This window comes from Deinococcus metalli, assembly GCF_014201805.1.
GTDB lineage: Bacteria > Deinococcota > Deinococci > Deinococcales > Deinococcaceae > Deinococcus > Deinococcus metalli.
On record NZ_JACHFK010000011.1, the window covers coordinates 107,606 to 125,585 of the forward strand.

The window sequence follows — 17,980 nt, forward strand, 5'->3', positions numbered from 1 at the left end:
TCCATGACCGTCCCCGCCGAGGGCATGGCCTTTGCGCTGTCCGGCGACCAGCGCTTGATCGTGCAGCACGTCCGTGACTACGCCCGCGCCGAGATCGCTCCCCACGCCGCCGCCTTCGACCGCAGCGGCGAGTTCCCGCGCGACCAGCTGCGCGGCCTGGCCGAGCTGGGGCTGCTGGGCGCCACCGTGCCGGAGCGCTGGGGTGGCGCGGGCCTGGACTCGGTGACCTACGCGTTGTGCCTGGAGGAAATCGCCGCCGCAGACGCCAGCGTGGCCGTGATCGTCTCGGTGCAGAACGGCCTGCCCGAACAGATGATCCTGCGCTACGGCACCGACGCTCAGCGCGAGGCGTATCTCCGGCCACTGGCCGAGGGCCAGCACCTGGGCGCGTTCTGCCTCACGGAATCGCAGGCGGGCAGCGACGCCGCCAGCCTGACCCTCAGGGCCACGCGCGACGGCGACGACTGGGTGCTCAGCGGCACCAAGGCGTGGATCACCTCTGGCGGTCAGGCCGACACCTACCTCGTGATGGCCCGCACTGGCGGCCCCGGAGCGCGCGGCGTGAGCTGCTTCATCGTGCCCAGCGGCACGCCGGGGCTGAGCTTCGGTCGGCCCGAGGAGAAACTCGGGCTACACGCGTCGCACACCACCACCGTCACGTTCGAGGACGTCCGCGTGCCGCACGCGAACGTGGTGGGCGAGGAGGGGCAGGGCCTGATCATCGCCCTGGCCAGCCTGGACGCCGGGCGGATCGGGATCGCCATGCAGGCGCTCGGGATCGCCCGCAGCGCGCTGGAACACAGCGCCCGCTACGCCAGCGAACGCGAACAGTTCGGCAGGAAACTCCGCGAGTTCGAGGGCGTGTCGTTCAAGGTCGCGCGCATGGCCGCCCGCATCGAGAGCGCGCGGCTGGTGGCCCTCAAGGCCGCGTGGCTCAAGGACCAGGGCCAGCCGTACGGCAAGGAGGCGTCCATCGCCAAGCTGCTCGCCAGCGAGGCGGCCGTGGACAGCGCCCGCGACGCCATCCAGATCTTCGGCGGCAACGGCTACAGCCGCGAGTATCCCGTCGAGCGGCTGTACCGCGACGCGAAGGTCACCGAGATCTACGAGGGCACCAGCGAGATCCAGCAACTTGTGATCAGCCGCGCGGTCTTCGCCGACTTCGCCTGATCCCCGCCGGCGGCGCTCCCCACACCCGGCGGAGGGACCGTCACGGGCTGGCGGGCTTCGCGCCACAATGACGCCCATGCTCCGGCAATTCCTGTGGCTTCCCGGCGTGTTCCTAGTGCTCGCCGTGCTCGCCGACCTGATCGTCACGTGCCTCCAGGCCGGCGAGGGCCGCCTGAGCCGCGCCGTCCACCGTCCGCTGTACGCGCTGGTGCAGGTCACCGCGCGGATCAGCGGCCGGCGCCGCGTGCTGTCGTGGACCACGCCGGTGCTGATCATCGGCACCCTGACCGCGTGGACGCTGCTGGTGTGGATCGGGTGGACGCTGGTGTTCTGGTCGCAGCCCGGCGCGCTGCTGGGCGCGGACAGCGGCCTGCCCGCCACCCTGTCCGCCACGTTCTACTTCGTCGGGTACACCCTCAGCACCCTCGGCCTGGGCGAGATCGTCGCGCCGGACCCCGTGTGGCGGATCGTGACGGACGTGGCCGCCATCAGCGGCTTTTTCCTGCTGACCTTCGCTATTACGTTCGTCGTGCCGATCGCGCAGGCGCGCAGCGACCGCCGCGAACTCGCCCTGCACCTGCACCGTGCGGGGCCGGGTGCCCAGGCGCTGATCCTGCGGGCACACACGGACCACGACCGGGGCCTGCTGAGCCTCACCACGGACCTGCACTTCATCCTCAACCGCATCGACGCCGCGCACATGAACTCGCCGCACCTGCACCGCTTCCACGACCACGACCGCCAGGACTCGCTGGACATCAGCCTCCCCGCGCTCGGCGAGGCGCTGCTGATCCTCGAGGGCGGCCTGAGAACGGGCGCTCCCCAGGGCCTGCGCCGCGCCCTCGCGTCCGTGGACAGCCTGACGCGCACCTTCGAGCGCATCCACCACCGGCCGCTGCCGCCCGTGCCCCCGCCACCGGACCTCCACCCGTTGCGGTCCGCCGGGCTGAACGTCGCCCCTCCGGAGGACTTCCACGCATACCTGCACACCCATGAGGCCCTGCGCCGCCGCCTGCACGCCATGGCGCAGGCCGGCCAGTGGCGCTGGGAGCAGATCGCCCAGGTGCAGGACGACTTGGAGTAGGGACCCTGACGCTGAACGCGTTCCCAGTCCGGCTCCAGGCGTGTCCTCATGGCGGGCCGACACACTGGAGCATGAGCGTTCCCGCCCTCCTCGCCGTCGCTGCCCTGGCCGCCCCCTTCACCCTGAACGAAGGCGGCGCAAATCGCCCGTGGTCGCTGACCAGCGCTCTAGGCCGCGAGCGCGTGCTGATTGTGCGCAACCCTCCTGCCGCGTACCTGAACGACCTGCGTGCCCAGGACACCGCGCTGCAGGTGCGCGACCTGCGCGTGGTCGCCCTGCTTCCGCCCGGCGATCCCCGACTCACTGGCCCCCGCACGCTGATGCTCACCGTGCTCGCCGATCCCGGCGGCACCGTCGGTGCCCAGTACGGCCCGGCAGCGCTGATCGGCAAGGACCGTCACATCAAGGCCCGCTATCCCGGTCCGCCCCGCCTGGAGACCGTGGGCGCCCTGATCGACACCATGCCCATGCGCCAGCAGGAGCGCCGCGAACGCGGCCGCTGACCTACCGCACGCGCGTCAGCACCAGCACCCGGTCTGCCGGGCTGCCCGCCCCGCCCGTCACCGCGAAGCCCACCCGCTCTGCCAGCCGCACGGACGCTCCATTCTCCGGACTGATGATGCAGAAGGTCTGCGCGCCCGTCACGTGCCCGTCGCGCCAGGCCAGCGCCGCCGAGACCGCCTCGTGCGCGTAACCTTGCCCGTGCGCCCACGGCAGCGTGACCCAGCCCGCCTCCGGCACGGCGTCCAGCTCCGGGTGCTCCGCCAGCACGTCGCGCTTGAAGCGGCCCAGCCCGACCTCGCCTACGAAGCGGCCCGATGCCCGGTCCTCCACCACCCAGTACCCGAAGCCCAGCAGCGCCCAGTGCCCTGGGTGCCGCAGCAGCCGCGTCCACACGTCCTGGCGCGACAGTGCCTTGCCGGTCGTGTACCGCGTGACCACCGGGTCCTGCCACAGCGCCACGCAGTCGCTCAGGTCGTCCATCCGGTGCGGGCGCAGGGTCAGGCGAGGAGTGGTGAGGGTCGGGGCGGTAATCATAGTTCGTCAAAGTACTCTAGGTCGACACGGCGAACACGGTAGGTCTCGCGCGTGATGACGCCGACGCTGTAATCAATCATCAGTCTTGCGAGCGTCGCTCCATTGATCAGGATGATGTTGCCGATCTGCGCGGCCGTTCTCTGCGCGCCGTCACTGAACGTAGACGTGGTGATGAATACGCCCTTGGACGCCCTGTGGTATGTCAGGCTGCCTGCAAACGTCCGTATTTCCGGGCTGTGCACAGGGTTCTGCCATTTTTTCGCTTGAATATAGACGCGGTCCAGACCAAGAGGGTCTTGCTTGATGACGCCGTCAATCCCGTTGTCTCCACTCTTCCCCAACGCCATGCCGGCGTCACGGACGCTGCCTCCGTATCCCATGGCGACGAGCACGGCGACCACCAGGCGCTCAAACTGCTGAGGTGACACTCCCTGCACTTGGGCCAGAACATCATTGACGAGTGCGGCATCCAGGGACGCAGAGAGGGTCTCGAGCTGTTCTTCCGGAGAGAGTGAAGGCGCGGGCGCACTGGGCAGGCTTGACGCCGCAGCGTCTGTCTGTACGCTTCCACCTTGGAACTGCACGAACTCTGGGAAGGCGAACAAATCCTTGGTGGAAATAGAGATTGGTTGCTGCGAGATCAGCTCCAGTCCGCGCGGTGTGATGGCAACCATGCCGCGCTGTGGACTGTGCAGTGTTCCGGCCTTGAGAAGGTAAGTCTTGGCCCACCCGATCCGGTTCATATAGGTGGCCTGACGACCACTCGGCAGCATCTCTGCCAGATCGGATTCGCTGAGCGCGAATTGAGTGGCGAGCCGGGCGTAGACGTCGCGCACCTTCCAGGCCTGCCCATCACTCACCGCAACAAGCAGCGGACGCATAAATGCTTGGTAGTCCGGTACAGGCACAATTCAGCCTACCGTAGAGCACTGGGCCGCCCACCCGAAGGTGCGGCGGCCCGGCGTTGTCCTGTCCCGCTGACGGTCTTCCCAGCGTCTCAGTCCGTGTACGCCCCCACGCTGGCGCTGCTGACGAGCTTGGCGTATTTGGCGAGCACGCCGCGCGTGTAGCGCGGTTCCGGCGCGACCCACGCGGCGCGGCGGCGCTCCAGCTCGGCGTCGTCCACGTGCAGCGTGAGTTTCAGGGTCTCGGCGTTCAGTTCGATGGTGTCGCCTTCCTCGACCAGGGCGATGGTGCCGCCCACGTACGCCTCGGGGGCGACGTGCCCGACGACCAGGCCGAAGGTGCCGCCGGAGAAGCGCCCGTCGGTGATGAGCCCGACCGAGTCGCCCAGGCCCTTGCCGATGATGGCGCTGGTGGGGGAGAGCATCTCGCGCATGCCGGGGCCGCCCTTGGGGCCTTCATAGCGGATCACCAGGACGTCGCCGGCGTTGATGCGGTCGTCCATGATGGCGTGCATGGCGGCTTCCTCGGAGTCGAACACGCGGGCGGGGCCGGTGATCTTGATGTGCTTGAGGCCGCTGATCTTGGCCACGCTGCCCTCGGTGGCGAGGTTGCCGCGCAGGATGGCGAGGTGGCCCTCGGTGTAGATGGGCTGGTCGTACGGGCGAATGACGTCCTGGCCCTCGTCCGGCACGTCCTTCTCGTCTGCGAGGTTCTCCGCGATGGTCCTGCCGGTCACGGTCAGGCAGTCGCCGTGCAGCAGGCCCTCCTTGAGCAGCATCTTCATCACGCGCGGAATGCCGCCGACGACGTGCAGGTCGGTCGCCACGTACTGGCCGCTGGGTTTGAGGTCACAGAACACCGGCGTGCGTTCGCGGATGCGCTCGAAGTCCTCCAGCGTCAGGTCGATGTCGCAGGCGTGGGCAATCGCCATGAGGTGCAGCACGGCGTTCGTGGAGCCGCCGACGGCCATGATGACCGTGATGGCGTTCTCGAAGGCCTGTTTGGTCAGGATGTCCAGCGGGCGGATGTCCTGCTCGATCAGGGTCAGCAGGGCGCGGGCAGAGTCGGCGCTGCTCACGGCCTTCTCGGCGTCCACGGCGCTCATGGTGCTGGAGTACGGCAGGCTCATGCCCATCGCCTCGAAAGCGCTGCTCATGGTGTTCGCGGTGTACATGCCGCCGCACGAGCCGTTGCCGGGGCACGCGCGCTTCTCGATCTCGGTGAAGTCCTCGCGGCTGATCTTACCGGCGCCGTATGCGCCGACCGCCTCGAACACGCTCACGATGGTGAGGTCCTTGCCGTCGTAGTGGCCGGGTTTGATGGTGCCGCCGTACACGAACACTGCAGGGATGTTCAGCCGCGCGATGCCGATCATGGCGCCGGGCATGTTCTTGTCGCAGCCGCCCACGACGATCACGCCGTCGTGGCTCTGCCCGCGCGACACCGTCTCGATGGAGTCCGCGATCACCTCACGGCTCACCAGCGAGCACTTCATGCCCTCGGTGCCCATGCTGATGCCGTCCGAGACGGTGATGGTGCCGTACACCTGCGGCATGCCGCCGCCCTCGCGGACCGCGCCGGTGATGTGGTCGGCCAGCTCGCCCAGGCCGTTGTTGCACGGCGTGATGGTGCTCTGCGCGTGCGCCACACCGATGATCGGCTTGTCGAAGTCCCCGTCCTGGAAGCCGACCGCGCGCAGCATCGCGCGGTTCGGTGCACGCTCGTCGCCCTGCGTGACGTGGTGGCTGTTCCAGTTCAGCTGCTTCCTGCGCGTGGTGGTCATGGCTCAGGCTACTCCCGGCGGCTCGGGTGGTCGGCCCGACGGTCTAATCGCCCTTCGCCCGCGGAACTGGCGGCGGCATTGCTGGTCACGACCGGGGGCCGAACGGCGACTGACTTTCGAGTCAGATCGCGTGCCAGACGTGAAAAATCTCGATTTGAGGACGCTTATCGTAAGAGCGGCGAGATGAGGGGCTGATTAAGGTAACGCTGTGCCCGAGCGACTGCCCAGACCGGAAGAACCAGTCAGCCAGCTGTCCAGCTTGGCGCACCCCTCCAGTTCCCTGAGGGTCCTCTTCGTCTCCGACACCATTCCCCCCCTGGGCGAGTACCTGTGCGCGCGCAGCGCCGCCCTGCAGCAGTGTGAGATCACCGACTCCAGTCAGGTCGCGGACGCCATGAAGGTCATGGGAGACGCGGCACCGAACCTGGTGGTGCTGCAGCTGTCGGCCGGGCGTCAGGACGTGCGCCAGCTGATGGAGCACGCCAATGTGTCGTGGCCCCACACGGCGTTCCTGGCCTTCAGCACCGGGCCTGACGTCAGCGCTGCCGCTCTCGTCGAGATCTACGGTGACATGACCACCTTCGAGAGTCCCGATGTCGCGGACCTGCAGGCCGGCGTCGAACGGGAACTCGAGCGCCTGTGCTTCGGGCAGATCCGCGGCGTATCGCTGCCGAATCTGCTCCAGATGCTGCACTGGGAACGGCGCAGCGTGTCCCTGTTCGTGCGCCGGGGCGAGGGCGATGCGTGGGGCCGCTTTCATCTGCGCGCCGGAAGCCTCGTGGACGCCTACATGCACGAGTCCGGGCTGTCCGGCGAGGCGGCCGCCCTGGAACTGCTGACGTGGCAGCACGCGGCCACCAGCCTGGAGCGCTCGTACCGCAATCAGCACACCAGAATCCACACGCCACTCCAGAGCCTCCTGATGGAGGCCATGAAACGTCACGACGAGTCGACCCGGCACACCCCGTCCGGAGAAGGAGCCGGGGTGAGCACGCCCCCAGAGGAGGACATGTTCTTCAGACGCAAGACTCCCCCCACGCCCCCACCGCCGGCCATCCCCTCCCTTCCGTCGCCCCCGCCGCCACCCGAGTCGAGCACCGCTCTGAGCGACACCCCCCCCCGCGAGGTACCTGATATGTCGAACGTCTCTGCAACCCTGGATTCCGCCCTGTCCTCTATCGAAGGTGCCGTGGCCGCCGCCCTGGTCGACTACAGCAGCGGCATGCCGCTCGGCAAGGTCGGCACCGGCGTGAACCTGGACATGGCCGCCGCCGGCAACACCGAAGTCGTGCGCGCCAAGCTGCGCACCATGGACATGCTCGGCATCAAGGGCGATATCGAGGACATCCTCATCACCCTGAACAGCCAGTACCACATCCTGTACATCATCCCGAACCAGCCGCTGTTCCTGTATCTGGTGCTCAACCGCGACCGCGCGAACCTCGCCATGGCCCGCTACAAGCTCAAGGCGCTCGGCACGGACATCGCCGTCTAAGCTGCAGTCTGTCATCAGGACGGCCCGGCACCACACTGGTGCCGGGCCGTGTTCTGTTCCGAAAGCCGGTCCCTACCCGATGTTCAGGCCGACGTCGAAGGTCGCCGCGTATCCCGCGGCCGGGTCGCCCTTCACGTCCAGCAGGAGCTGGCTGCCGCCGTTGCGGTAGATGCCGTCCTGGGCGTTGGGCGTGTCGGCCCGGGTCCCCTTCTGGCGGTACGGGGCGCGGGCGAACACGGCGCTGTTCACGCCCTCGGGGAAGAACAGCTGCGACGTGAATTCGCCGGTGGCCTTGCCGCTGGCGTCCAGCGGGCGCAGCTTGAAGTGGATGTGCACCGCGCGGCCCTGGTACCACCCGGGGTAGATGGTCGTGAAGGACGCTCTGCCCTGCGCGTCCGTGACGAGCGAGCCGCGCAGGAAGTTGCCGGTGTTGCCGCTGACGCCCGAGTACACGCCCAGCGCGTCGCAGTGCCACACGTCGATCAGTACCCGGCTGCGCGGCGTGCAACTCCCCACCGAGACTTTGCTCACGAGGAAATTCAGGGTCAGCGGCACGCCGGCGCTGACGGTGCCGGTCGTGGTGTCCTTGCGCAGATCCGCGCGGCGCGGCTCGGACTCCACGAAGTACGGCCCCTCGGTCAGGGCGGGGCGCACCACGCAGCCGGGCAGGCCGCTGCCGCCGCCCGGGCCGGCGCTGGAGCCAGCCGCACCACCGGTGGAGGGGCCGCCGGCCCGCTGGGCGAGCACGCCGCCGGCCGCGAGGGACAGCGCGCCGCCCCCCAGGCCCAGCAGGCGCAGGGCGCGGCGGCGGCTGAGGATGCTGCCGACCAGTTCGTCGTCGGTGTCGTCGTCCAGATGGGGCGGGGCCGGGTGCGGATCGCTGGGCGTCATGGCGGGTCTCCTCCGGGCACGGGCCCGGTCTGTAGCGTGCCCGGCGCCGGTGAGCGCCCGGTTAACGGTGCAGGGCGCTCAATGCAGTGGGGTGGACGACCCGCGCCGTCCACCCCACTGCTGGTTCTGCGTGCTGCTCAGTTCGAGGGCGGCGTGGCCGGCTCGGCCGGGGCGTCGGGGGCGGGCGCCGCGTCCGGGGCGGCGTCGGGAGCCGCGGACTCGTCCGGAGCCGCCGCGACCCTCACCACGTCGGGGTACGCCTCGGTCTTGAGCTTGGCGATCTGGGCGTCCAGGTAGCGCTGAGCGGCCTCATTGCCCAGCTGGTCGCGGATCACGGGCGCGGCTTCCTCCAGCGGAGTCACGCCGGCGTCGGTGCGCTTGGTGACCACCAGCACGTGCCAGCCGAACTGCGACTGCACCGTCTGCACCGTGCCCACCGGGCCGGTGAAGCTCGCCTTGTCGAAGGACTCCACCATCTGTCCGGGGCCGAAGCAGCCCAGGTCGCCGCCCTGCGGAGCGCTGCCGGGGTCCTGGCTCTTGTCGGCCGCGACCTTCGCAAAGTCGGCGCCTGCCGCGAGGTCCGCGACGATGGTCTTGGCCTCCGCCTCGGTGGGCACCAGGATGTGCTTCACGCAGGCCTCGGCGGGCTTGGCGAACTTCGCCTTGTTCAGGTTGTAGAACCCGGCCACGACGGCGTCCCCGAACTTGAAGCGGTCCTTGAGGGTCTGGAGGTACGCGCCCACCACGGCCTGGCGCTCGAGTTCCGTGCGCAGGTCGTCGGCGTCCGCGTAGCCAGTGCCGGCCAGGGCCGTCTGGAATTCCTCGTCGGACGCGAAGTCCGCGCGGGCCGATTCCATCTGCTGATCCAGTTCCGCCGGGTCCGCGCTGGTGTTCACGCGGGCGAGCTGGTACACCGCGCGGTCACGCAGGTACTGCGTGAGGAACTCCGGGCGGGCCGACGCGAATTCCGTCAGGAAGGTGTCCTGGAAGGGAATGCCCTGAGCGTTCACGACGCGCGCCGCAGCCAGCCGGAAGGCCCGCTCGAACTCGCCCAGCGTGACGTCCTCGGAGCCGATCTTTCCGACCGGGGTGGCGGGGTCCTGGGCCGGCGCGTCCGGGGCCGGCGTGGCGGGTGCGGCCGGGGTGGCGGGCGTGGTCGTGGCCGGGGGCGTCGCCGGCGTGGTCTGAGCGGACGCCGCGCCGCCCAGCAGGGCCATGGTCAGCAGAAATTGTTTCACGCTGCCCACTGTACCCCTCCGGCACGCGGGCCGAATGGGGCAGAAGTGAACATGCGCGGGGGACTGCTACAATCCCCCCCGTGCGTCTGACCCTCGCCCCGACCAGCGATCCGCGCGTCTACGACGACGTGGTCGCGCATCTGCCCATCACCAGCGCTCTCCAGGGCTGGGGCTACGGCGAGGCCCGCCGCGCGCTGGGACAGGAACCGGCCCGCTACCTGATCCAGCAGGGCGGCCGCACCGTCGGCGCCGTTCAGCTGCTGCGCAAGCGCCTGGTGCCGGGCCTGAGCACCCTGTACGCTCCGCGCGGCCCGGCCCTGGAGAGTGTGGACCTGCTGCCGGACGTGGCACAGGCCATCCGGTCGGTCGCGCGGCCCACCGACGCGCTGCTGAAGATCGAGCCGCCCGTGCCGCTGCCCGCCGTGGACGGCGCCGAGATCCCGGACGCCTACGGCCCGTTCCGCCGCGCCGAGACCGAACAGCCCGAGCACACCATCATCGCGGACCTGCGCTCCGGCGAGGACGAGCTGTTCGCGGGCCTGAACCAGATGGCCCGCCGCAACGTCCGCACCGCCCAGAAACTCGGCGTGACGGCCGGACGTGACGACGACTTCGACGCCTTCTGGGAGATCTTCACCGCGACCAACGAGCGCGCGAAGCTGGGCGCGTTTCCCCGCAGGTACTACGAGACCATGCTGCGCGAGGGCAATGCCCACGGCGGCGAGGCGTACCTGGTGCTGTCGCGGTACCAGGGCCGGGCGCTTGCGGGCGGCTTTTTCCTGGCGATGGGCAAGGGCACCGCGTACCTGTTCGGCGGCAGTGTCCGCGACGACCGCATGGACGACGCCGGGCAGCCCCTCAAGGACAGCAAGGCCCCGGACGCCTTTTACTGGCACGCCATGCTGGACGCCAAACGCCGCGGCTACGAGCTGTTCGACTTCTGGGGGATTCCGCGCGTGCTGGACGAGTCCAAGCACTCGTACGGCGTGTTCCGCATGAAACTCAAGTTCAGCGAGCAGCGCGTGTGGTACCCCGCGTACGACCTGCCACTGAACCCGGCTGCACCGGCCATCGTGAAGGCCCTGCGCTGGCGCAAGACGCAGAACAACCTGCGCAAACGCGGCAGCGCCGACGACGTGCTGTAACGCGCCGCTTCAGTTCAGCGTCTTGGCGGAACTGGGCACCATGCCCAGCAGCAGTTCCAGCCGGTCGATCACCGTGGAGGCGCGCAGCACGTCCTCGCGCTGGTCGCTGTCCAGGGGCAGCACGTTCGCGGCGAAGCTCGCCATCAGCAGGGGATCGTCCGGGGCACCCTGGCGGATCTCGTCGGCGTCGTCCGGGCGCAGCCGCAGCAGCGCGGCGAGCAGCTGCCGGGCGTCCGCGTGCTCGGCCTCCTCGCCCACGCCGCTGTCCTCCAGCGGCCACACGCGCACGTCCGCGCTGAGGTACGGCCGGTCGAGGTGGAAGTCCTGCACCTCGAAGCGCTCACCGCCCACGACCAGGATGGTGCTGGTGCCGTCGTCGTGCAGCTGAGCGCGCCTCAGGTGGGCCAGCGTGCCCACCCGCGACACGCGCTCCTGGAAGGGCAGCGGCGACGCCTGCGAGGACGCCAGCACCCGCACGATGCCGAACGGTTCCCCGGAGGCCTGCACGTCGCGCAGCAGCGCCCGGTAGCGTTCCTCGAACACGTACAGGGGCAGCGCCACACCCGGGAACAGCACCAGGTTCGGCAGGGGGAAGAGGGGGACGGTCATCCTGGGGGTCATGGTGGTCTTCTTTGCCGTGGCGGACTTGCGTAAATAGTACAGAGCCAGGACGTCCTGGCTTACTTTTCGTCGTCGGGAACAGTTTTTTTCCGCTTCGGCCGGCGGGGGGGTGGGGGCGGTGGGGCGTGCCACTCGCGCAACTGCTCCGGCGTGGCGCCCAGGCCGAGCAGGGTCACGCTGTCCTGCGGCGTCAGGGGCGCGGCGCGCAGCAGGTCCGGGCGGCGCGCGAGCGTCCGGGCCAGCGCCCGCTCGCGCCGCCACGCCGCGATGGCCGCGTGGTTGCCGCCCCGCAGGACGTCCGGCACGGCCACGCCGTTCCACTCGGGCGGCCGGGTGTACTCGGGATAGTCGAGCAGGCCGGAACTGAACGAGTCCGCGCGGTGCGAGTCCGGGTCACCGATCACGCCGGGCACCAGCCGGGCCACGGCCTCCAGCACGCACGCGGCCGCCGCCTCGCCGCCCATCATCACGAAGTCGCCCACGCTCAACTCGCGCGTGACGACCGTCTCCACGCGCGCGTCGAAGCCCTCGTAGCGCCCGCACAGCAGCGCCACGTGCGAGCGCGTGGCGAACTCCTCCGCGAGCGCCTGGGTGAAGGGCTGCCCGGCGGGCGTCAGCAGGATCACCTCGTCCGCCGGCGGGAGGCTGGCCAGCGCGCGGGCCGTGACGTCTGCGCGGATCACCATGCCCGCGCCGCCCCCGTACGGCGTGTCGTCCACCTTCAGGTGCCGGTTGCCGGCGTAGTCCCGCATGTCCACCACGTTCACGTCGATCAGGCCGCGGGTCCGCGCCTTCCCCACGATGGCCTCCTGCGCGAAGGGCGTCAGGAGTTCCGGAAACAGCGTCAGGAAGGAGAACGTCAGCATCTACGTCGGCCCGTCGGCGTCGACCGGAGTCAGCAGGTCGTCCGGCGCGTCCGCCGTCAGGGTCAGCGAGGCGGGGCGTCCCTGCGCGTTCAGGTTCACCACCACGTACGGCGCCTGGAGCGGCACCAGCGCGTCGCCGCCCTCATGCCGGACCACCAGCACGTCCTGGTGGCCCATGTCCTGCACGTCCACGACCTCCCCCCGCGTGTGCCCATCCGCACCGGCCACGAGCAGGCCGCGCAGTTCGTGGTAGTAGTACACGCCGCTCTCCGGCGCGGGCAGCTCGGCGTCGTCGGCGTAGACCTTCAGGCCGCGCAGCGCCTCGGCGCCCTCGCGGGTCGTGATGCCGGCCAGGTGCAGGGCCACACCGGGCGCGAGGGTCTCCACCCGCCGGACGCGCAGCCACCCGCGCTCCTCGACATACACGCGTTTCAGGGCCTTGAACTGCGCGGGGTCGCCCAGCACGTACACCTTGACGCCGCCCTGCACGCCGTGCGGGCCGAGCAGGTGCCCCAGGCGGGTGCGCTCCGTGTCCGTCACTGTTTGCGGGGCGCGTCCAGGTCCACGTTCACGCGCTCGCGCGGATCGCTCGCGGCGCGCACCAGGGTGCGGATCGCCTGGATCACGCGGCCCTGCCGGCCGATCAGGCGGCCTTCCTCGCCCGGCGCCACCCGCACGATCACCGTCGGCCCGCGCCGCGACACGCGCACCATCGGCGGCTGGTCCACCACGCTCTGGGCCAGGAAGAGGGTCAGGTCGACGGGGTCGGTTTTCATGCGGCGCATTGTAGTGCAGCGCCGTCGCCACGCGCCCACAACGAAAAAGGCTCCCGGAGGAGCCTGAGTCGCGCGCAGCGGCGGTCTTAGAACTTGACGCCCTGGCTCTTGAGGAGCCGCTTGGCGGTCGCGGTGGGCTGGGCGCCCTGCGCGATCCAGTGGGCGGCGCGCTCCGCGTCGATCTTGATGTGGGTGTCGCTGGTCTTGCGCGGATCGTAGTGGCCGAGGTTCTCGATGTAACCGCCGTCACGGGGGCGGCGGGCGTCGGCGACGACGATGCGGTAGTGGGGGTTGTGCGCGGAACCGAAACGGGACAGGCGGATCTTGACCATGATGGATAAACCTCGTGCTTCTGGGTGGTGATGAGGGGTGAGCTCCCGCCTAGGTCGCGGGGATCATGCGCCCGTCAGCAGCCAACCGGGAAGCGCACCGCAAAAGAGTATCAGGCCGGCCCATGACGTGACAAGGGGACGGCGCGGGTCAGAAGCCGGGGTTGACGTACGAGTCGCCGCGCTTGACGGAAAAGCCCATGCGGCCCGGCCCGAACACCGGGCTGCCGCCGATGCTGCCCAGCGGCGTGCCCTGGGCCACGCGGTCCCCCACGCTGACGGCCGGTTCGCGCAGACCCATGTACGCCGTGAGCAGGTTCCCGTGGTCCACGATGATCACGTACCCCAGCGTGCCGTACAGCGACGCGGCCAGCACGTTGCCCGCCCGCGCGGCCGTGGCCGACGACGCGTCCGCGCCGCTGAGCACCACCCACGGCGAGCCGTCGGTGCCGTAGGGGGCGGCGATGCGCCCGCCGGGCAGCGGAAACGCCAGCGGGCCGCTGGCCTGTGGCAGCGGCGCCAGGGCCACGTCCGCCTGCTGCTGTTCGGTCTCCACCTGGGTCTGCCGGGCGGCGATGGCGGCCTGCTCGTTCTGGAGCTGCTGCTCGCGCTGGCGCTGCGCCGCGAGCTGCGACGCCGCGACCCGCTGCCGCTCCTGCTCGGCCCGCAGCCGCGCCAGCCGCAGGGCTTCCTGACGGGCGCGTTCCCGCTCGGCCGCGAGGCGCCGGGCTTCCTCCTCGCGGCGGCGGCGTTCCTCGGCCAGGCGACGCTGCCGCTCGGCTTCGATGCGGGCGCGCTCGGCCACGACCTGCGTGAACAGCGACGTGATGGTGTTCGTCGTCAGGGCCCGCTCGGCCTGCTGCTGCGCGGCCAGGGTGCGCTGCCCGGCTTCCGACTGCTGCAACTGGGCCAGCAGCGCGCTCTGCTGCTGACGCTGGTCGCGCAGCCGGGCCAGCGCCGCGGTACGCCTGGCCTGCGCGTCCTGAAGCTCTGTGGTCTGCCGGGTCTGCTGCGCCTGCTGGGTCTGGAGCACCTGCACGTCGCCGCGCAGCGTCTCGATGACCTTCACGTTGTACTGCCCCGCGAGGTTGGCGTACTTCAGGCGGATCAGCAGGTCCGAGAAGCTGCTCGACTGCGACAGCAGTTGCAGGTACCGTCCGCTGCGGTCGCGGTACAGCGTGGTCAGGATCTCGCGCACGTCGCCCTTCAGGCGCTCCACGCGCGCCTGCGTGACCGCCAGCTGCGACGTCGTGTCGGCCAGCGCGCGCTGGGCGAGGGCGACCCGCGCGGTCAGGGTCGCCACCTGCCCCTCCAGCGAGCTGACGTTCGCCGCCAGCGTCTCCAGCCGCGCCAGCGTCTGTTTCTGCTGCGTGCTGAGGTTGGCGATGTTCTGCCGCAGCTTGTCCAGCTGCGCCGCCTGCTGCGCGCTGAGCTGCTGCTGCTGCTGGAGCTGCTGCTGAAGCTGCTGGAGCCGCTCGCTGGTCGTCTGCGCCGCGGCCGTGGCGAGCAGCGCCGCGAGCAGCCACACCCGCCCCGGCAGCCGGCGGCGCACGCTCACTCCAGCTCCTGCAGGTAGCGCCGGGTGGCGAACAGGCTGCCCAGCAGGCCCACCAGGATGCCCAGCAGGCCCACGCCGCCCAGCACCGGCACCAGCGTCGCCTGGTCCGTCACGACCGGGAACACCGGCGCGAGTTGCCGCACCCGCGCCACGAGTTCCAGATACCCTGGTGTAAGCAGCGCCAGCGCGATCACGGCGGCCAGCACACCCACGATCAGGCCCTCGATCACATGCGGCATGCGGATGAAGGCCCGTGTGGCGCCCAGCAGCCGCATCACGGCGATCTCGTTGCGCCGCGCGTACATCGCCACCCGCACTGCGTTCAGGATGTTGAACAGCGTTCCCAGCAGCAGCAGGCCCACCAGCGCGTACCCGACCGCGCGCACGGCCGTCAGGGTCTTCACCGTCGGGTCGACGTAGCCGGCGCCGTACTCCACGTCGTCCACGCCGGGCAGGCCCGAGACGGCTGCCGCCACCGTGCGCGAATCGCCCACCCGCGCCACCCGCAGGCGCAGCGTATCGGGAAAGGGGTTGCCCACCAGCGCCGCCGCGTCGCGCGTGTATGGCGAGTCCTTGGTCATCTCCGCCAGCACCTGATCGCTGGTCACGAGCTGCGCCGAACTCACCTGCGGCAGCGCCCGCGCGTACTTGAGCAGCGCCGCCGTGTCGGCGCCCGGTGTCAGGAACGCCGCGACCTCCACCTGCGATTCCAGCTGCGCCAGCGTGCGGTTCACGTTCAGCGTGAGCAGCAGCACCGAGCCCAGCATCAGCAGCGTCAGGGTCATGGTCACCAGTGTCGCCAGCGTCGCGGTCAGGTTTTCCCGCATGGCGAGCAGCGCCTGCCTGAGGTGGTACGTCACAGCGCGTACCCGCCGTACGGGTCGTCGCGCACCAGGCGGCCCTTGCGCAGCGTCAGGGTGCGGTGGCGGTAGGTCTCGACCAGATCCTTGGCGTGCGTGGCGACGACGACCGTGGTGCCGCGCAGGTTCACGTTCTGCAGCACCTTCAGCACCTCACGGCTGTTGTCCGGGTCGAGGTTCCCGGTGGGCTCGTCGGCCAGCAGCAGCGGCGGGTTGGACACGATGGCCCGCGCGATCGCCACGCGCTGCTGCTCGCCCTGCGACAGTTGCAGGGGCAGCGCGTACTTCTTGTGCTCCAGACCCACCGTGCGCAGCGCCAGCGTGACGCGCTGCGCCCACTCGCGCTGCGGCACGCCCGTCACGCGCAGCGCGAAGGCCACGTTGTCGAAGGCGTTCAGGTGTGCCAGCAGCAGGTTCTCCTGGAAGACGGTGCCCATGCGGCGGCGCAGCAGCGCGGTGCGGCGGCCCCGGTAGCGGTTCAGGGACTCGCCGGCCACCCGCACCTCGCCCTTGCTGGGCAGCGCCCGCTTGAGCACCAGGTTCATGAACGAGCTTTTCCCCGCGCCCGAGTGCCCGACGAGGTACGTGAACTCGCCCTTGCCGATGTGCAGGTTCAGGTCGTCGAGCGCCAGGGTGCGGGTCACGGGGTATTCGAGGGAAACGTGCCGGAATTCGATCACGCCGCACTCCAGGGAGCGGCGGGCAGGGAAGTGCTGGGGGGTGTGGCCATGCTCGCGCCGCAGCATAGCCCAGCCCTTCCGGCGCACCATGAAGGGACGCGCCCCAGCGTTCTCACCCGCGCTGTCATGGGTCATCCAATCCTCCTCATCCGCGCGCCCTATCCTGGCCGCGTGAACGCCAAACGCCTCACCGTGATCCTGACCGCCGCCGCGGCCACGGCCGCCGTCGCTTACGCCCAGCTCGGCGCCTATACCCAGGAGTCGCTAAATGCCACGGCCACCGGCCGCACTTTCCTGGAAGTCCTGAGCGACCTGAACAAGTACTACCTCAAGCCCGTGGATCAGGAAAAGCTGCTGCGCGGCGCCATCAACGGTGCGATCGGCAGCCTCGACGACGAGTTCACGTACTACTCGCAGCCCGAGGACAACGCCATCGACGCCGAGAACCTCCAGGGCGAGTTCTACGGCATCGGCGTGCAACTCATCGCCGCGAACTCCGACGGCACCGGCGGCAAGATCGACAACGTGTTCCGGGGCGGCTCGGCGTCCTCGGCCGGCGTGCAGATCGGGGACACCTTCCTCAAGATCGGCGACACGGACGTCAGCACCAAGAAACTCAACGACATCGTGCGGCTTGTGCGCGGCGAGAAGGGCAGTACCGTGAACGTCACGTTCTCCCGCAACGGCAAGCCCTACGTCGTGAAGATGGAACGCCAGCCCGTCACCATCGTCAGCGTCGAGACGACCGTGTTGCCCGGCAACATCGGGTACATCGGCCTGAACACCTTCTACAACACCAAGGTCATCGAGCAGTTCCGCGCCGCCGTGGCCGACATGAAGAAGAAGAACGTCAAGGGCCTGATCCTGGATCTGCGCGACAACGGCGGCGGCCTGCTGACCGCCGGGGTGGACGTGGCCGACCAGTTCCTCCAGAGCGGCCCCATCGTCAGCCTGCGCGACCGCAGCGGCAAGACCGAGGTGTACGGCGCGGCCAAGCCCTCCGCGACCGACTACACCGGGCCGCTGGTCGTGCTCGTCAACAAGAACTCCGCCAGCGCCAGCGAGGTCGTGTCCGGCGCGTTGCAGGACGACAGCCGCGCCAAGATCATCGGTGAGCAGACCTTCGGCAAGGGCGTGGCCCAGATCCCGATCGACAACCTGCCCGACGGCGGCAAGGTCGCCATCGTGAACTCCGCGTGGCTGACGCCGAAAAACCGCGAGATCCACAAGAAGGGCATCACGCCCGACGTGGTCGTGACCGACACCCGCTACACCCAGCCGCTGAACTTCACCGGCGGCGGTCTCAAGGCCGGCGAGAAGGTCACCCTGACGGTCGCCGGCAAGCCCGTGACCGTCACCGCCGACAAGGACGGCAAGTTCAGCTACACCGGCGAGGCCGCCCGCCCGTCCCGCAGCGCCGCCCAGGGCGAGGCGATTGTGGACGTGAACACCGACGCCATTCTCAAAGCTGGCCTGGCGCAGTTCAAGTAAGGCTCTGCGTGACAGAGCACGTCAAGGCGCGCCCTCCCGACCGGGAAGG

Annotated in this window: 19 protein-coding genes; 6 read left to right on the forward strand and 13 right to left on the reverse strand. The window is 69.8% G+C overall.

The window, feature by feature from the left end; translation table 11 throughout:
- The first annotated feature begins 3 nt into the window (after positions 1–3).
- From HNQ07_RS18410 to HNQ07_RS18420, 3 genes are all read left to right on the forward strand, one after another.
- Positions 4–1,170: an acyl-CoA dehydrogenase gene (locus HNQ07_RS18410; RefSeq protein ID WP_373298121.1), complete on the forward strand. Its 1,167-nt coding sequence runs from the start codon at positions 4–6 to the stop codon at positions 1,168–1,170.
- A gap of 76 nt (positions 1,171–1,246) precedes the next feature.
- On the forward strand, positions 1,247–2,254 hold the full coding sequence (locus HNQ07_RS18415) for a potassium channel family protein (protein WP_184114523.1): 1,008 nt from the start codon (positions 1,247–1,249) through the stop codon (positions 2,252–2,254).
- 71 nt (positions 2,255–2,325) lie between these two features.
- Complete coding sequence (locus HNQ07_RS18420) at positions 2,326–2,757, forward strand: DUF4174 domain-containing protein (RefSeq protein ID WP_184114525.1); 432 nt, start codon at positions 2,326–2,328, stop codon at positions 2,755–2,757.
- A gap of 1 nt (position 2,758) precedes the next feature.
- Here the strand turns inward: HNQ07_RS18420 and HNQ07_RS18425 are convergent, their stop codons facing one another.
- From HNQ07_RS18425 to ilvD, 3 genes are all read right to left on the reverse strand, one after another.
- Positions 2,759–3,292, reverse strand: a complete 534-nt coding sequence (locus tag HNQ07_RS18425; protein ID WP_184114527.1) for a GNAT family N-acetyltransferase — start codon at positions 3,290–3,292, stop codon at positions 2,759–2,761.
- On the reverse strand, positions 3,289–4,200 hold the full coding sequence (locus tag HNQ07_RS18430) for a restriction endonuclease (RefSeq protein ID WP_184114529.1): 912 nt from the start codon (positions 4,198–4,200) through the stop codon (positions 3,289–3,291). The genes HNQ07_RS18425 and HNQ07_RS18430 overlap by 4 nt, the downstream gene beginning before the upstream one ends.
- Before the next feature lie 89 nt (positions 4,201–4,289).
- Positions 4,290–5,981 (reverse strand): dihydroxy-acid dehydratase, encoded by a 1,692-nt coding sequence (gene ilvD, locus HNQ07_RS18435; RefSeq protein WP_184114531.1) that lies wholly within the window; start codon positions 5,979–5,981, stop codon positions 4,290–4,292.
- Positions 5,982–6,240: 259 nt separating this feature from the next.
- Between ilvD and HNQ07_RS18440 the strand changes: the two genes are divergently transcribed.
- Positions 6,241–7,476 (forward strand): DUF4388 domain-containing protein, encoded by a 1,236-nt coding sequence (locus HNQ07_RS18440; protein WP_184114533.1) that lies wholly within the window; start codon positions 6,241–6,243, stop codon positions 7,474–7,476.
- A gap of 72 nt (positions 7,477–7,548) precedes the next feature.
- Here the strand turns inward: HNQ07_RS18440 and HNQ07_RS18445 are convergent, their stop codons facing one another.
- Positions 7,549–8,367, reverse strand: a complete 819-nt coding sequence (locus HNQ07_RS18445) for an intradiol ring-cleavage dioxygenase (RefSeq protein WP_184114534.1) — start codon at positions 8,365–8,367, stop codon at positions 7,549–7,551.
- A 137-nt stretch (positions 8,368–8,504) separates the two neighbouring features.
- Positions 8,505–9,605: a peptidylprolyl isomerase gene (locus HNQ07_RS18450; protein ID WP_184114536.1), complete on the reverse strand. Its 1,101-nt coding sequence runs from the start codon at positions 9,603–9,605 to the stop codon at positions 8,505–8,507.
- Between the two features lie 80 nt (positions 9,606–9,685).
- Here HNQ07_RS18450 and HNQ07_RS18455 point away from each other — a divergent pair, with 80 nt between their 5' ends.
- The gene (locus HNQ07_RS18455) at positions 9,686–10,750 is read left to right on the forward strand and encodes a lipid II:glycine glycyltransferase FemX (protein WP_184114544.1); all 1,065 of its coding nucleotides are present in this window, start codon (positions 9,686–9,688) and stop codon (positions 10,748–10,750) included.
- A 9-nt stretch (positions 10,751–10,759) separates the two neighbouring features.
- On the opposite strand, the gene HNQ07_RS18460 is transcribed toward HNQ07_RS18455, so the two are convergent.
- The 8 genes from HNQ07_RS18460 to ftsE all read right to left on the reverse strand — a co-directional run bounded on the left by HNQ07_RS18460 (position 10,760) and on the right by ftsE (position 16,440).
- The gene (locus tag HNQ07_RS18460) at positions 10,760–11,359 is read right to left on the reverse strand and encodes an LON peptidase substrate-binding domain-containing protein (protein WP_184114554.1); all 600 of its coding nucleotides are present in this window, start codon (positions 11,357–11,359) and stop codon (positions 10,760–10,762) included.
- Between the two features lie 71 nt (positions 11,360–11,430).
- Entirely contained in the window at positions 11,431–12,237 is an 807-nt protein-coding gene (gene trmD / locus HNQ07_RS18465) for a tRNA (guanosine(37)-N1)-methyltransferase TrmD (RefSeq protein WP_184114556.1), read from the reverse strand.
- A complete protein-coding gene (gene rimM / locus HNQ07_RS18470; RefSeq protein ID WP_184114558.1) occupies positions 12,238–12,777 on the reverse strand; it encodes a ribosome maturation factor RimM in 540 nt (179 codons plus the stop codon).
- Complete coding sequence (locus HNQ07_RS18475; RefSeq protein ID WP_184114560.1) at positions 12,774–13,013, reverse strand: KH domain-containing protein; 240 nt, start codon at positions 13,011–13,013, stop codon at positions 12,774–12,776. The genes rimM and HNQ07_RS18475 overlap by 4 nt, the downstream gene beginning before the upstream one ends.
- Before the next feature lie 86 nt (positions 13,014–13,099).
- Positions 13,100–13,345, reverse strand: coding sequence for a 30S ribosomal protein S16 (rpsP, locus tag HNQ07_RS18480; RefSeq protein ID WP_184114562.1), 246 nt, complete (start codon positions 13,343–13,345; stop codon positions 13,100–13,102).
- Between the two features lie 148 nt (positions 13,346–13,493).
- On the reverse strand, positions 13,494–14,900 hold the full coding sequence (locus tag HNQ07_RS18485) for a murein hydrolase activator EnvC family protein (protein ID WP_184114564.1): 1,407 nt from the start codon (positions 14,898–14,900) through the stop codon (positions 13,494–13,496).
- A complete protein-coding gene (locus HNQ07_RS18490; protein ID WP_229832175.1) occupies positions 14,897–15,760 on the reverse strand; it encodes a cell division protein FtsX in 864 nt (287 codons plus the stop codon). The genes HNQ07_RS18485 and HNQ07_RS18490 overlap by 4 nt, the downstream gene beginning before the upstream one ends.
- Positions 15,757–16,440, reverse strand: coding sequence for a cell division ATP-binding protein FtsE (gene ftsE / locus HNQ07_RS18495; RefSeq protein WP_184114688.1), 684 nt, complete (start codon positions 16,438–16,440; stop codon positions 15,757–15,759). The genes HNQ07_RS18490 and ftsE overlap by 4 nt, the downstream gene beginning before the upstream one ends.
- Before the next feature lie 171 nt (positions 16,441–16,611).
- Between ftsE and HNQ07_RS18500 the strand changes: the two genes are divergently transcribed.
- Positions 16,612–17,931: a S41 family peptidase gene (locus tag HNQ07_RS18500; protein WP_229832177.1), complete on the forward strand. Its 1,320-nt coding sequence runs from the start codon at positions 16,612–16,614 to the stop codon at positions 17,929–17,931.
- Positions 17,932–17,980 lie beyond the last annotated feature (49 nt).

Coding starts and splice junctions, on each gene's coding strand:
- HNQ07_RS18410 (WP_373298121.1), top strand. CDS start 4: ATGACCGTCCCCGCCGAGGGCATGGCCTTTGCGCTGTCCGGCGACCAG.
- HNQ07_RS18415 (WP_184114523.1), top strand. CDS start 1,247: ATGCTCCGGCAATTCCTGTGGCTTCCCGGCGTGTTCCTAGTGCTCGCC.
- HNQ07_RS18420 (WP_184114525.1), top strand. CDS start 2,326: ATGAGCGTTCCCGCCCTCCTCGCCGTCGCTGCCCTGGCCGCCCCCTTC.
- HNQ07_RS18425 (WP_184114527.1), bottom strand. CDS start 3,292: ATGATTACCGCCCCGACCCTCACCACTCCTCGCCTGACCCTGCGCCCG.
- ilvD (WP_184114531.1), bottom strand. CDS start 5,981: ATGACCACCACGCGCAGGAAGCAGCTGAACTGGAACAGCCACCACGTC.
- HNQ07_RS18445 (WP_184114534.1), bottom strand. CDS start 8,367: ATGACGCCCAGCGATCCGCACCCGGCCCCGCCCCATCTGGACGACGAC.
- HNQ07_RS18460 (WP_184114554.1), bottom strand. CDS start 11,359: ATGACCGTCCCCCTCTTCCCCCTGCCGAACCTGGTGCTGTTCCCGGGT.
- trmD (WP_184114556.1), bottom strand. CDS start 12,237: ATGCTGACGTTCTCCTTCCTGACGCTGTTTCCGGAACTCCTGACGCCC.
- HNQ07_RS18475 (WP_184114560.1), bottom strand. CDS start 13,013: ATGAAAACCGACCCCGTCGACCTGACCCTCTTCCTGGCCCAGAGCGTG.
- rpsP (WP_184114562.1), bottom strand. CDS start 13,345: ATGGTCAAGATCCGCCTGTCCCGTTTCGGTTCCGCGCACAACCCCCAC.